Raw genomic sequence first — 14,102 nt, 5'->3', positions numbered from 1 at the left:
TATTTGTTACGGAACGGTTATTTTTCCAGTTCGCTAAGCAAAGTGATAACTGTAGAAGATGCTGTTTCCAATTGATGAAGTGCCGTACGAGCTCCAACGGAATCGTTCTTCTCAAAACATTCAACAGCAATTTTAGCGTACTGATGAACGGCTTGATGAGGTGCTTCCAGTTGGTGAAACGATTGATGGTCTTTAAAGTCAGCTGAAGTATTGCCATAATACCATTTTCCTAGTCTGCATGCTTCATGTGAGATCACCTCTGCTGCACCAATTGATTCCAAACCAAGGAACATATTATAAATATTCCATTTCCATAATAGATGATCCGTTTTAGCAACTCGGATTATATCTTTTGATTCTAAGCGAATGTTTGTCGCAAAAAACGTGCTCCGGTAATGATCCATTTGCTTACTTAAATCAAAGATAATCTTAGCTGTTTCCTCTGCTTGCTTTTGTAAATCGGTACTAAGCTCATTTATAACTGTGTTTCTATTCGTAATTTCTTGTACAGTGGAAGCTTGTTCTTCGCTCATCGCTGCTATCTGGTTCGTCCCCTGGCTAATGCTTTGCATCTTTGAAATAATGTTCATTAATTCCGTACCAGCTGTCCGAGCCCCTGTCACACTTTGATCGACTCGCTCACCCGTCTGTTTAATTTGGGTTGTTACTTGACTTGAAACTGTATGTAATGAAGTCATATTTGCAGTTATTTGTTCAATTTGTTCTTTTGTATGCTCCGATAATTTACGTACTTCAGCCGCGACCACCGCAAAGCCTTGTCCGTGTTCACCAGCTCGTGCTGCTTCAATACTAGCATTAAGTGCTAACAAGTTCGTTTGGTCGGCAATATCTTTTATAACGCTAATTACTTCTTGTGTGTTTTCTATTTCTTCATCCAAGTTATCTACTTTACTTACTACGTCGTCATATACAGTTCCAACGTTTTCAATTGCATGCAACGCTTCATCAATAACGAATTTGCTCTGCTCTGCAGATTGCACAGCTTCATCTGTATTTTCAGCCACCTTTACGGCATGATCGGATACTTCCTGGATGGATGCACTCATTTGCTCTGTTGCTGACGACACGCTATGTGTCTCATTAATCTGCTCCTCCATACCTTCAATTAGCTTCTGAGTTGTATCTAACTGTGTCGTATGATTGATCATATCGGATATTCCAAATAAGAATCCTTTAAACGTAGACTCAGCATACACTTCAACAATGAGCTGTTGATCAAATGCAGCAAGCTTCTGAACACCAATGACTGCATCAATCATGCGGCTTTTTTTCTTATATAGCTTTTCCATCACAATTGAAGTTATATATTGAACGAGTAAATGATGTGCGGATATGAAGTGCTCGGCTGTTAAATTAATCTTGCTATGTACTTCCCCAATAAGCATTCTCGTTTTAATATATTCCTGATTTAGCTCTGCTTGCAAAAATTGATCAAGATACTTTTCCATCGTTATTTTCAAACGATCAACCGTTGAGTTTTCCTTGATAATTCCTTTTAGATGATTGATAGAAACAATGTTCTCATAAAATTGATCGATTATTTCTGCTTTATACGGTTCTACTACTTCTGCTGCAAGCTGAACATGTGCTAACGTTTCTTTAGTAATTCCTAGGAAAATAAGCCGTTCTTTTGATCTTTCATCGATCTCAATATTTGTTGCTTTGGAATTTTTCACACGTTCATCCCATGCTGTTGTTTTTGTAAATAGATTCATATAATCCTCCCATTATCATTAGCTGCTCATATTCGTGACTGCTTGAAACGAGCTATATTGTACTTGTAACTAAGGTATTCAATTCGATCATTATACCGTATTTTCATAGAATTTGTGATTTTTTGGACAATTACAACAAAAAAAGATGCACGGACACCTCTACAATTTATAAGCATCACCTGGCAATAGCTTTTACGTGCAGCACTCTTTCTGACTATCGAACATCCTCGTTTTCGCCATCTTTATACAGATCTAATCGTTCATATAATATTACGTTTGCTTCCCCCTAGAAACACGGTAGCTCGAGGCACTACTTTCGGCTTCATATATATAAAATTGATTTTTCCCCTTTGCTTTTGAGGCATACAAAGCAACATCTGCCTGTTTGTATAACTCCTCAGGCTTCATTCTTTTTTTCGTCGATAAAGCTATGCCGATACTAACGGTAATATTAAGTCCCTTTAATTCTGTAATTTGATCAATCGTTTGTTTTAACATTTTTATTACTGTTTCCGCAATTGTTGTCACCTCTGCTTCGTTTGTTGCAGGGATAATTACTGCAAATTCATCTCCTCCAACTCGAAACGCTTCCATTTCCTTTTTTGATACGAGAAGCAATGTTTTCGAAACAACTTGTAAGACGTAATCGCCTTTATCATGTCCAAAGTAATCATTAACAAGCTTAAAATTATCCAAATCAATCATAAATAATCCCGTTGTACATTTGTTTTTCAACAGTTTTACACTCAACAACTCATCAAATGCCGCCCTATTTTTCAATCCTGTTAACTGATCATGACTTGCTAGATAAATTGGCTTCGCAAGCCATCGAGAGATAAGAAATGAGATGAGAATAGCAACACCAATAACGATAATGAGCTGTATCATATATTGCTCTTTATTTTTATTTATTATGGACTCAAGTGCGTCGTGATTGTACACGATTTCTAGAGCTTTTGTCTTCGTACTGCCTGTATCATATGTAGATATATAAGGGACATAGCGGAAAGTAGCAGGTGTATCCTTCCACGTACTTACTCGTTCCGTTGTTACATTTGTTTGGATCGCCTTTTTAAAAGCTTCTCTTCTGTCCTTTGGCAGTTTTGAATCTGGATTCCCTAACGAAAGTCCACCCATATTCAGTACGTTTATGTCATTTATAGAAGGATAGTCACGTATAAGTCGATCAATCTCCTGAAAAAAGTTAAACTCTTGAAAAATAAGACCATCCTGTACAGAATACCCGAGTTCGACCATATACTTTTTATCTGGTGTGGCCATATAGCTATATTTCTTAATTAAGCCAGATTGCTGCTCAATATCTAATCCATCGTCATAAAAGTCTCCTGACGCCCTTCGTTCATCCAAAATAGCAGCTAACGAACGACAGCACGTTTTAAAATCGAGACCAACATCTTCAGAAAGGTTGCTATAAATAATTACATTGTCCACATTTATAATGTAAATATCCATACCAAGTTCCTCATACAGCTTCTGAAAATCCCACTTTGAAAAGTCGGGCTCTTCTCCATACAAGTTCATTACATAATTTGTATTTACTTCCATTGTTGCTGCGGTTTCATGATCAAATAAATAATATGCTTTGTCTACGGTTTCCAATGCATGCTTAATCGTTTCTTCCGTTTGTATAATTTGAAATTTATTATCGGCAGCCGCTTGCTTTTTAAACCTCAAGTAATCGACTGTTGCAATCGAAACAGCGATTGATATGGCAAAAAAAATCATAATTAGAAATAATTTTATTCTAAAATGTGATTTCAATTTATTCACTCCATCGAGACATTGCTCCTCGCACTAATTGAATGTTTCATTTTCATTCCTAATGAAAACTTACATTTATTACACTGTTAATCAATTATAAGTCCTTTTAATCGATTTAATATTGTATATTATGACAAATTTCATCTTTATTTTCTATCGTAAGCTTAATACAGATTGGATCAACTATTTACCGACATCCTTTTAAGCAGTTTTCCCCTCTTTACATGCATCCGTTTACGTGTGCCTTCTTACGTTTTCTAAACAGGATTAAAAAAATAGAACCTTATCACAAGCGGATACTCCCAATTGTGACAAGGCTCTCCAATTTTTAATGTTGCTCAGCAATAGCTGCTAAAAACTTCCGCGAAATTTCTGTTGAAATCTTTGTGAAATATGTTACAATGTTTTTACTAACAAGGTGCTCCTTTTTTTGCATGGGTATGTATTTACCCAGTGAAGACCAAAGAAGGGGGCATTTTTTATTTAACTTTGTTTGTTCAATTGCTCATCCGCCAATTTACCAACAATAGGTAATTTGAAGTATTTGCCTTGGTACGCTTTTACCATTAACAAAATCCATATAATGATTGATAGTGGTGCTAACAAAATGCCGATTAGCCAGCCAATAATTGGTATTGCTGTTAAAATAAAGTTTAGAATAAATAACCCGCCAAAAGTAATGATTGATTGTAAAGCGTGAAAGCGAACAAATCGATTTTCTTTTTCTAAAAACATAAAAATAATTCCAGTAATAAACCCGAGTACATACGTCAATAAAGCTGCAACGTTTTGATCCATTCCTGATGATGTCTTGTTATTGTTTGCTTCCTTGTCCCCATCATTTGGCTCTACTTCAGCTAGCGGCTGGTCTTTCGCTTCTTTGTTTTCTTCTTCCATCATGATCCCTCCTTAGTTTAGGTTATCATTATTTTACCAGTATTATCCCGTTCATAGTATAGTTATAAAGACCTATATTGTTGGAATTGTCTCTACATCATGTTTTAACCGATACCATTCTGACATACAATCATACCAATTAACTATCGAATCGATTCCGTAATTATTCTTTTTAAAAGGTCACATACAGTCCATATTTTAATAGGATTTTTGTGTGGAAAATTAGGAAGATGCGAGACTCCAGCGAGGAGAAAGAGATCGGTAAGACTCCTCAGTGCATGGCAAGCGGTGGCTCACCATTTGCCCGCGGAAAGCGTAGTGTATATCTACTGCGGTCGGTAGGAATCAATACTAAAATTAACGAATACGAAGAGAGGTTTTTTAACTTCTTAAAATAACACCCACAAATACGTGACTCAATCACTATTAATCATCCTTTATCCTTTTTCAGCAAAAGTTATGTATAATGTTAAGATGAAAGAGAGGAAAAGCGATGACGAAAATGTTGTATTTTATTATAATAGTTGCTTTTTTAGATACATTTATTCAATTACCAATAATTACACCTTATGCGCTAGAGCTTGGGGCCTCATACACGTTGGCTGGTGCAATTGTTGCCGTCTATTCGTTTACAAATATTGTAGGGAATATTTTGGGTGGCCATTGGATCGATCGGTTCGGACGTAAAAAAATGCTCTTTAATGGCATGCTCCTTGTAGGGTTCATACTGTTGCTGTATCCTTTAGCTCAAACGGGAGAACAGCTTTTTGTAGTAAGAATGGTACACGGTCTTGCTGGGGGAGTTCTAATTCCAGCTGCCTTTGCATTTATTGGGGATCGTACTTCTGAAGCAACAAGAGGAAAAACGATGGCGTTAACAGGTGCATGTATTGGTATTGCTGCGATTATTGGTCCTGCTATTGGAGGTATTATGGCTGCACGCTCCTCCATTACAGTTGTCTTTATTCTTGTAGCTATATTATTTTTGATTACTGCTGTAATTATGCTTAAATTTATTAAAGAGTCTTTTTACTCTACAGATAGAGGGAAATTCACCTTTACAGAATTTGTCCCACTGTTAAAGCATCCGCTTATTTTGCAGGCTTCTTTAGCTGCTTTTGCATTGATGGTTAGTAATGGCACCTTAGCTTTTGCCTTACCTTTAAATGTGAGCGAGATGAGCCTAACATCCGAAACAACCGGCATTTTGCTAAGTGTCTTTGGTATCGTTGCGCTCATCGTATTTTTGTCACCACTGAACCGGATATACGATCGTTTTTCTCCAGTTCTGCTTGTCATTATTGGTATTTTACTTATTGGCATAGCGTTATTAATATTAAGTGTGTTTGTAAATTTTACGAGTAATTTACTCGCAATGGTTGTATATGGCTTTGGATTTGCGCTCGTTTTCCCGTCTATGAATCGAATTGTAGCGGATGCATCTACTAAGGTTGACAGAGGAAAAGCATATGGGATATTTTACGCGTTTTTTTCATTAGGTGTTGTAGCCGGCTCGTTCATTTCTGGTCTTGTCGCCCAATTAATTGGTCGCCCTTTCTTAATCAGTGCATTACTTATGATAATTATTACTGCTTTTATTGGCTCAATAAAACAAAAAAGGGTCTTCGGAAAATAATGGATAAGGGGCATTTTCCCAACATTACCGTTCATGAAGAACACTCGCTTTCCGCGAGCAAGTGGTAAGTCTCCTCATGCAACGCGAGGCCACAGTAAAAGTTAACGGAACTAAGTTCGAGATCGAACTTAGTTCCGTTTCAGTTTAATATTATTCCTTTACTGTTTACTGCCGTTCTTTACCATTTTAGCAACATCAACTACGCGTTTTGCCTGATGTCGTACGGCACCCTCTACGTCTTCTGCCATTTTCCCATCATTATCAACCGTTACAGATGTTCCGTAAGGATTTCCACCAGCTAGAAAGATAGAATCATCTGTATACCCTGGTGTTACGACAATAGCTCCCCAATGATACATTGATGTGTATAAGGACAATATTGTCGCTTCTTGACCTCCATGTGAGTTACCGGCTGACGTCATTGCCGTAACTACCTTATTCACTGTCTTGCCAGTCCCCCATAAGCCTCCTTGGGTATCGAGAAATTGCTTCATTTGGGAAGCCATATTACCGAAACGTGTAGGTACGCTAAATATGATTGCATCCGCCCATTCTATATCTGACGAAGTTGCTTCCGGTACATCGGTTGTTGCTTCCACGTGCGCTTGCCAAGCCGGATTGGATTCAATTGCTTCCTTTGGAGCCAACTCAGGTACTTTAATTACTTTTGCTTCTGCCCCCGTTGACTCTGCAGCTTCTTTTGCCCAATTCGCCATTTTGTAATTTGTTCCTGTAGAACTATAGTAGATGATTGCTACTTTAACCATTAATCATTCTCCTCGTATAGTATATTTAGGCATTAATCTTAGCCTACTTATTCTGATTCATTTTTTTGAGTTATACCGTCTTTATAACTGAATTATCTTACGCTGCAGGCGGACGCTTTCCGCTGGAACGGCTTAAGCCTCCTCGCTCGCAAAGAGCGCTCACTATGAGCCTCAAGACTCGTGATGTTCCCGCTGGATAACTCAGTCTGTGCTCTGATTTGTAAATGAATGACCTGTATCACATACAATCACTTGAACACGCTCCGTGATGTTGTTCCTAGTTGATGGTCTTAGGATCAATTTGGGACAATTCTTCTTCTCCTTGCGGTCATAACCATATTAAAAAAGACTGTTTCCCAGTGTACGTTTTGTAAATAGTTTGTCTAAATTATAGTTTTACTATCCATATAAAAGACGTATTTTGCGTACCACCCCCTTGAAATTTACATTAAATTCATATGTTACGAATCCGAACTAATTAGCAAAAAAATAAAACATAACAGTACATTTGATATGACTTTCATGCGTCAACTCTACAAAACATACTCTTTTTAACTATAGTGTTCCGCATGTAAACCTAAGATTTTAAGCTGTTCAATCATTCTCTGTTTTTCGATTACACTAAGTCCACCTAATATTTCAGTCAACGCTTGCTCGTGTTTTGGAAAAACATCCTTCATAAGATCTTTTCCATCATTCGTTAAAACGGCATATGTCACTCGGCGATCCTTTGGACACGCTTTGCGCTTTAATAATCCTTTTTCCTCTAGTTTGTCTACTACGTACGTTATACTGCTGCTCGCTAAAAGAACCTTCTTTCCAATCATTTGGATCGGCTGATCGCCCTTATTAAACAGCAGCTCTAAAACTGCAAATTCAGTCAGATTTAATCCATGACTCTTTATGTCACGGAAAACTTGCTTTTCAATCGACTGTAGTGCTCGATGTAAAACAACAAATAATTTTAAGGAAGCTTTTCTATCTTCAACGTTTGATTGATCATTTTTTTGCAAAAGTATCCATCCTTACAATTGATATATCTCGAATTCAAAGTAATTATATGATAGCAAAGAGAGCAAAGTCAATCATTTGAACTTCCCATTATTTCGCTCTCTTCACCTTCCAAAACGATAAGAAAAACCACAACATAAAAGCTGCGGCTTTTCAATAGGACAATTTCTTTATTTCCACTCGTACGGCGTTTGTTGATAGACGTAATAATTAAGCCAATTGGAAAATAGTAAATGCGTATGCGAGCGCCACGTATTTAATGGCTTCTTTGTGATATCATCATCTGGAAAGTAGTTTTCCGGCATATGTATGTCTAGTCCCTTTTCTAAATCTCGCTCATATTCATCAGCAAGCGTTGTTGCATCATATTCTAAGTGACCGGTCAGCATAATATGCTTTTTGTCTTTTGACATAATCATAAATGCTCCAGCATCTTCAGATGTTGCCAATAACTCTAATCGTTCGTCATGCCTAATATCGTCCAACGAAACTTCCGTATACCTGGAATGGGGAGCATTAAATTGTTCATCAAACCCACGTACAATCTCAACTGTCGGATCTAGTACCTTATGCTCAAAAATACCAGAGCACTTCTTTGGTAGTTCCTGCTTATCTATGCCGTAATGATAATATAATGCAGCCTGGGCTCCCCAGCATATATGCATAACAGAAGTAACGTTTTCTTTTGACCATTCCATAATTTCTGTTAATTCTTCCCAATAAGTAACTTCTTGAAAAGGGAAGTGCTCTATTGGAGCTCCTGTAATAATTAAGCCATCATATCGATAGTCCTTTACATCATCAAACGTAGAATAAAAAGTATCTAAATGGGATTTACTGACGTTCTTTGAAACATGTGTTGCAGTATGAAGAAAAGTAATATTTACTTGCAGCGGTGTATTGCCCAACAACCGCAATAACTGCAGCTCTGTTTTTTCCTTTTCAGGCATTAAGTTTAAAATCAATATATTTAGCGGACGGATGTCTTGTGTGCGGGCACGGTCCTCATCCATCACAAAAATTTTCTCTTTTTTGAGAAGCTCCCTTGCAGGCAGCTTTTTCGCTACATTGATTGGCATCGTCTAACACTCCTAACGCAAATAATAATGGCTTTCTCATAATTGAATACAATTTTCTACAAGTTATGCAATAAGCTGCTACCCAACCTGTTAAAAGCATACGGCCATATGCAAGACTTGAATGCTTAGCTCTTAAAGAGCGGGGAGCAAATAATACGATTACATGTTTTGTAAAGCTTCGATCCTACGTTCTATAGGTGGATGGGTTGCCCATAGGCTGCCTTTATTTTTACGACGCTTTCTTCCAAATGGTGAAGCAATATACATTGACGCTGTTGCATCCTTAGCATGTTTAACATCACCTGGATCGTTGCTTATTTTTCGTAGTGCATTTATAAGTCCAACTGGATTTCTAGTAAATTCAACAGCTGTAGCATCCGCTAAATACTCCCGGTTTCTTGACACGGCTAATCGAACCATTTGTGCCGCAATTGGCGCTACGATAATTAGTACTAAGGCAACAACGATTAAGGCTGGATGTGTTTTTCGGCCTCCATCTCGACTTCCGCCTCGAAAAAATAACATTCGCGAACCAATATCAGCAATAAGAATGATCACTCCTACAAGTGCGATGCAGACCGTCATTAAACGAATATCATAATTTCGTACATGAGCAAGCTCATGAGCGGCAACAGCTGTTATTTCTTCTCTATTTAGCTTATCCAAAAGCCCGGTTGTAAACGCTACGGATGCTTTTTCTGGCTTGATGCCTGTTGCAAATGCATTCGGTGTCGCATCATGGATAATATAAATTTTAGGCATTGGCAAACGAGCGGCAATTGTCAATTCTTCTACAATATCAAACAGTTGTGGATTGTCCTCGCGCTTTATTTCTTTTGCACCGGACATACCTAATACTTGACTGCTAGCTGACATATATGTGACCGGAATATAAACAGCTACTATAATCGCAGTTATAATTAATCCAGAATACATATCATTATTAAACAAAAAACCAATCGCCCAGCCTGCTGCCAAGACAAGTACTGTGAACAAAAGAACAAGACCTACTGTTTTTTGTTTGTTTTGCTGTATTTGTTTATAGAGCATATTTATAGCCCTCCATTAAAAACTGACCGTTGGAACCTCTCGTTCCGCTTCCGGAATTGTTAATTGCTGCTCTTCTTTGAAATTAAACATTCCGGCAATAATATTCGTTGGGAAGGACTCTCTTTTAATATTATAGTCAGCAACTGTTTTATTGTAGAGCTGACGAGAATACGCTACTTTATTTTCCGTGGAAGTTAACTCTTCCTGTAAGTTGAGAAAGTTCTGATTTGCTTTCAAATCAGGATACGACTCCGATAATGCAAAAATTGACTTCAACGCACCTTGAATTTGATTATCCGCCTCTATTCTTTCTTGTGGAGAACCACTAATTAACTGATTTCGTGCTTGTACAACTTTTTCTAGTGTTTCTTTTTCGTGCGTAGCATAACCCTTTACCGTATTAACCAAGTTAGGGATAAGATCATGCCGCCTTTTTAACTGTACATCAATCTGGCTCCACGATTCCTTTACCCAGTTTCGATATTTAATTAAGCTATTATACGTCGTAATTAAGTAAATGCCAATTATAACAACAAAAACAATCCCGACTATTACAGCTATCATTTTCCTCCACGCCCTTCTTTACTTTATATAGTAATTATAACATATTCATTTTGCCAACATATGATTCCTAACTACGGTTTGTCAAACGAAATATATACATTTTCTCAAAATTTATTATTTATTTATCGAGCTTATTCGTTGAATTTTTCAAAAATCTTTTGCACTTATGCACAACTTATCCCCACCGTTGTGAATAACTTTTGTTAATTCCGAACACAACACTTCTTTTCCTGTGCATAAATTTGTGAATAACTATTTTGAACTTGTGGATAATGTGCATAAAGTAGCTTTTGTCTGATTAAACACCTTTTTTCCATATCAAATCAAAATTTATCCACATTTCAAAGATACGTCTATTACTATGTACCCCGTGCCCGCTCGTACATTTCTTAATTATATGTTAAAGAAGCATTAAAAAACGCTATACCATTCGGAAAGCTTATGCATAATTGGGATATCTTTGCAATACAGCGAAAAAACTATGAATACTTTCTAGTAAAACGCCCATACTTAAAATACTTATACGCATTGACTCTTACATATTTACTATACAATCTACTTTTTTAAAAAAGAAAGGAGTTCATAATGTCGGATCATACAAACGATAATAACGGAAAGAGTTCATCTTCAAACAAGCCTGAAGAAACGAACAATTCCAAAGGGAAAGTACATAATGATGAAGATTCTATGCAATCAGAAGGGATTAGCCGTAGAAGGTTTATTAAAAATACAGGAATACTCGCTGGTGGGGTTGTTGGTGGATCGTTACTAGGTGGGCTTTTAACAAATCAATTTCAAAGTAAACAAACCCCCGATACGAAAGCACCCCCAGAGCAGCATTTTCAGGAAGCACGTGTGTTTTTTAGCCGGAAGGAAGATTTTGAAACATTATCACTCGCCACGGAGCGTATATTCCCTGAGGACGAGAATGGTCCGGGTGCAATTGAGTTAGGTGTACCATACTTTATCGACAAACAACTCGCTGGCTCTTGGGGGACGAACGCGAAGGAATATATGCGTGACCCTTTTCATCAAAATGAACAAACTTACGAATATCAACATAAAGACAGCGAGCAGGATAAGTCAGGACCAAATACATCAACGAAGGCGCCTACACCTACACCAAGATACCAGACAAGAATGAATAGAGGTGAAGTGTTTATAGAAGGGCTCAGACGAATGAATGAAGTAAGCGAAGAAAAATTCAATGTGAAGTTCACGAAAGCCGAAGAAAATCAGCAAATTGAAGTGATGAAAGCATTTGAAAACGGGGAAGTTGAAATGACTGGTGTAGCGGCTGTTACCTATTTCAATCTTTTATTTCAAACAACAATTGAAGGGGTTTATGCCGATCCAGTTTATGGCGGAAATAAAAATATGATGGCATGGAAAATGAAGGAATACCCTGGACCTCGAATGGCTTATATAAATGACATTGAAAAGGAAGAGTTCATTGTCATGGAACCAAAAAGCTTGAGGGATTATCAAACTTAACTTTAGTAAAAGGGGTTCGTTAAAATGGTAGTTAAATTGGATAAAGTAGATGTTGTTATCGTAGGTACAGGGTGGGCTGGTGGAATAATGGCAGCAGAACTCGCAAAGGCTGGAAAAAAAGTAGTTGCTTTAGAAAGAGGAGAACGAAGAGAAACAGCAGATTATACAGGGGTAAAGGATGAGTTACGCTTTACAAATCGATTTGATATGATGCAGGATTTATCACACGAAACCATTACATCTCGTAATACACTTGATGAAGTAGCACTACCCGTTCGAACAAGAGATGAAATGATGGCAGGAACGGATCTAGGGGGCGGTAGCGTTCACTGGGCAGGAGCAACTTACCGTTGGTTGCCTTACGATTTTGAAATTTACTCAAAAACAATTGAACGATATGGAATAGGAAAAATACCAAAAGGGATGACAATACAAGATTGGGGAATTACGTATGACGAAATGGAAAAGTACTACGATCAATGGGAGAAGACTGCTGGAATATCAGGTGAACAGGATCCTTTAGGGCCGCCTCGATCCAATGATTATCCTACACCACCTATGAAAGAATCGCCACCAATTAAACTGTTTAAACAAGCAGCAAAGAAACTAGGATATCATCCATACCAAGTTGCATCAGCAAATATTTCAGAAACGTATGAAAATCCAGATGGAGAAACGATTAACCAATGTCAATATTGTGCATTTTGTACCCAATACGGTTGTGATTTTGGAGCAAAATCCGATTCTCTCGTCACTGTAATTCCGACTGCCTTAAAAACCGGGAATTTTGAGTTAAGAAACGAAAGCTACGCTCGGCGCATTTTGCATAAAGGTGGTAAAGCAACTGGGGTATTATACGTCGACACTAGAACTGGACAAGAATTTGAGCAACCGGCTGATGTTGTTGCTTTAGGTGCTTTTACATTTACAAACAATCGGTTATTAATGTTATCTGATATTGGTGAGCCTTATAATCCCAAAACAAGGACAGGAGTTATCGGACGTAACTTCAATGGGCAATTCAATATAACATTCCTCGGTGCAAAAGGCTTCTTTAAAGATAAAAAATTCAATCTGTACATGGGAGCTGGTGCACTTGGCGGTACAATGAGCGATTTCGCTGGCGATAACTTTGACCATACAAATTTAAATTTTATTAATGGGGGCGGCTTAGAGCTTCGCCAATACGGAGATGGCGCGATTGCAAGCAACCATGTGCCAAAAGGAACACCACGATGGGGGAAAGAATTCAAGAAAAACGCTTTATTTTATGCAAATCGTTACTTACAAATTTGGTATACCCCCGCCATTATGTCATGGTGGCATAATTATTTGAGTTTAGATCCAACATATAAAGACGACTTTAATGATCCACTCCTTCGAGTAACAAATAAATATACAGACCAAGACCGTAACATAGCAAAATTTGGAGTTGAAAAGTGTAAAGAAATTATGAAAGAAATGGGTGCAGATATTATTGATTTAGATGAGGTACCTGAAGAGTTCGATCATATATATCAAGGTGGGCATTATGCAGGAGGAGTTATTATGGGCGCTGATCCAGGGACATCTGCAGTAAATAATTATTTACAGCTTTGGGATATGGAAAATCTCTTTGTTGTTGGAGGGTCTGCCTTCCCACAGTTTGCCGGTCACCATCCAACCGCAACAATCGGTGCATTAGCTTACCGTGCATCAGAAGGAATTGAAATGTATTTAAAAAATGGCGGTGGCTTATTAGTAGAAGCAGAAGGGAACAAAAGAAAAACAGGATAGCGCTGAAATGTAACCATCTACAACAAAAGTGAGGTGACAGTATGGGACTAGCTAATATCGGCGTACCCGGTTTAATTCTTATTGTTGTATTGGCATTAATTATTTTCGGCCCGAGGAAACTACCTGAAATTGGAAAAGCAGCTGGGGAAACGTTGAGAGAATTCAAAAATTCAGCCAATGATTTAATGAGTGACCAAATCCCTTCGAACGATACAGAACAAGATACAAATGGAAACCATCCAATGAAAAAATAATAATTGGCATGAAAACAAGCCTCTGCACCTTATAGGCTTGTTTTCATGCCAATCAA

The 14,102-nt window shown here is 37.7% G+C and carries 12 protein-coding genes; 4 read left to right on the top strand and 8 right to left on the bottom strand.

The annotated features are described in order from the left end of the window. Positions 1–17 precede the first annotated feature (17 nt). From ACLIBH_RS00390 to ACLIBH_RS00380, 3 genes are all read right to left on the bottom strand, one after another. Positions 18–1,736: a methyl-accepting chemotaxis protein gene (locus tag ACLIBH_RS00390; RefSeq protein ID WP_439314696.1), complete on the bottom strand. Its 1,719-nt coding sequence runs from the start codon at positions 1,734–1,736 to the stop codon at positions 18–20. 270 nt (positions 1,737–2,006) lie between these two features. Then, positions 2,007–3,518, bottom strand: coding sequence for a GGDEF domain-containing protein (locus ACLIBH_RS00385; RefSeq protein WP_439314695.1), 1,512 nt, complete (start codon positions 3,516–3,518; stop codon positions 2,007–2,009). A 483-nt stretch (positions 3,519–4,001) separates the two neighbouring features. Continuing rightward, complete coding sequence (locus tag ACLIBH_RS00380; protein ID WP_439314694.1) at positions 4,002–4,418, bottom strand: DUF4870 domain-containing protein; 417 nt, start codon at positions 4,416–4,418, stop codon at positions 4,002–4,004. Between the two features lie 490 nt (positions 4,419–4,908). On the opposite strand from ACLIBH_RS00380, the gene ACLIBH_RS00375 reads away from it, so the two are divergent. After that, positions 4,909–6,051, top strand: a complete 1,143-nt coding sequence (locus ACLIBH_RS00375; protein ID WP_439314693.1) for an MFS transporter — start codon at positions 4,909–4,911, stop codon at positions 6,049–6,051. Between the two features lie 158 nt (positions 6,052–6,209). Here the strand turns inward: ACLIBH_RS00375 and wrbA are convergent, their stop codons facing one another. The 5 genes from wrbA to ACLIBH_RS00350 all read right to left on the bottom strand — a co-directional run bounded on the left by wrbA (position 6,210) and on the right by ACLIBH_RS00350 (position 10,522). Further along, on the bottom strand, positions 6,210–6,818 hold the full coding sequence (wrbA, locus tag ACLIBH_RS00370) for an NAD(P)H:quinone oxidoreductase (protein WP_439314692.1): 609 nt from the start codon (positions 6,816–6,818) through the stop codon (positions 6,210–6,212). A gap of 551 nt (positions 6,819–7,369) precedes the next feature. Further along, positions 7,370–7,831 (bottom strand): MarR family winged helix-turn-helix transcriptional regulator, encoded by a 462-nt coding sequence (locus ACLIBH_RS00365; protein ID WP_439314691.1) that lies wholly within the window; start codon positions 7,829–7,831, stop codon positions 7,370–7,372. A gap of 168 nt (positions 7,832–7,999) precedes the next feature. After that, positions 8,000–8,908 carry a homoserine O-acetyltransferase MetA gene (gene metA / locus ACLIBH_RS00360; protein ID WP_439314690.1) on the bottom strand — a complete coding sequence of 303 codons (909 nt, stop codon included), beginning with the start codon at positions 8,906–8,908 and terminating at the stop codon, positions 8,000–8,002. A gap of 159 nt (positions 8,909–9,067) precedes the next feature. Beyond that, positions 9,068–9,958, bottom strand: coding sequence for a zinc metalloprotease HtpX (htpX, locus tag ACLIBH_RS00355; RefSeq protein ID WP_439314689.1), 891 nt, complete (start codon positions 9,956–9,958; stop codon positions 9,068–9,070). Between the two features lie 15 nt (positions 9,959–9,973). After that, positions 9,974–10,522, bottom strand: a complete 549-nt coding sequence (locus ACLIBH_RS00350; protein WP_439314688.1) for a LemA family protein — start codon at positions 10,520–10,522, stop codon at positions 9,974–9,976. A gap of 585 nt (positions 10,523–11,107) precedes the next feature. Between ACLIBH_RS00350 and ACLIBH_RS00345 the strand changes: the two genes are divergently transcribed. Genes ACLIBH_RS00345 through ACLIBH_RS00335 form a run of 3 tightly spaced genes read left to right on the top strand, consistent with a single transcriptional unit; the run spans position 11,108 to position 14,046 of the window. Beyond that, complete coding sequence (locus ACLIBH_RS00345; protein WP_439314687.1) at positions 11,108–12,016, top strand: gluconate 2-dehydrogenase subunit 3 family protein; 909 nt, start codon at positions 11,108–11,110, stop codon at positions 12,014–12,016. A 24-nt stretch (positions 12,017–12,040) separates the two neighbouring features. Further along, positions 12,041–13,792, top strand: a complete 1,752-nt coding sequence (locus ACLIBH_RS00340) for a GMC family oxidoreductase (RefSeq protein ID WP_439314686.1) — start codon at positions 12,041–12,043, stop codon at positions 13,790–13,792. 41 nt (positions 13,793–13,833) lie between these two features. Further along, complete coding sequence (locus tag ACLIBH_RS00335; protein WP_439314685.1) at positions 13,834–14,046, top strand: twin-arginine translocase TatA/TatE family subunit; 213 nt, start codon at positions 13,834–13,836, stop codon at positions 14,044–14,046. Positions 14,047–14,102 lie beyond the last annotated feature (56 nt).

This window comes from Virgibacillus sp. W0430, assembly GCF_051846935.1.
GTDB lineage: Bacteria > Bacillota > Bacilli > Bacillales > Amphibacillaceae > JBPYCR01.
Note: the sequence above shows the minus strand (reverse complement) of the source record. Positions and strands in the feature narration are given on the sequence as shown.

Excerpts from the sequence above, each read along its gene's own strand:
- ACLIBH_RS00345 (WP_439314687.1), top strand. The coding sequence starts at position 11,108 with ATGTCGGATCATACAAACGATAATAACGGAAAGAGTTCATCTTCAAAC.
- ACLIBH_RS00350 (WP_439314688.1), bottom strand. The coding sequence starts at position 10,522 with ATGATAGCTGTAATAGTCGGGATTGTTTTTGTTGTTATAATTGGCATT.
- ACLIBH_RS00335 (WP_439314685.1), top strand. The coding sequence starts at position 13,834 with ATGGGACTAGCTAATATCGGCGTACCCGGTTTAATTCTTATTGTTGTA.
- metA (WP_439314690.1), bottom strand. The coding sequence starts at position 8,908 with ATGCCAATCAATGTAGCGAAAAAGCTGCCTGCAAGGGAGCTTCTCAAA.
- htpX (WP_439314689.1), bottom strand. The coding sequence starts at position 9,958 with ATGCTCTATAAACAAATACAGCAAAACAAACAAAAAACAGTAGGTCTT.
- ACLIBH_RS00390 (WP_439314696.1), bottom strand. The coding sequence starts at position 1,736 with ATGAATCTATTTACAAAAACAACAGCATGGGATGAACGTGTGAAAAAT.
- wrbA (WP_439314692.1), bottom strand. The coding sequence starts at position 6,818 with ATGGTTAAAGTAGCAATCATCTACTATAGTTCTACAGGAACAAATTAC.
- ACLIBH_RS00340 (WP_439314686.1), top strand. The coding sequence starts at position 12,041 with ATGGTAGTTAAATTGGATAAAGTAGATGTTGTTATCGTAGGTACAGGG.
- ACLIBH_RS00375 (WP_439314693.1), top strand. The coding sequence starts at position 4,909 with ATGACGAAAATGTTGTATTTTATTATAATAGTTGCTTTTTTAGATACA.
- ACLIBH_RS00380 (WP_439314694.1), bottom strand. The coding sequence starts at position 4,418 with ATGATGGAAGAAGAAAACAAAGAAGCGAAAGACCAGCCGCTAGCTGAA.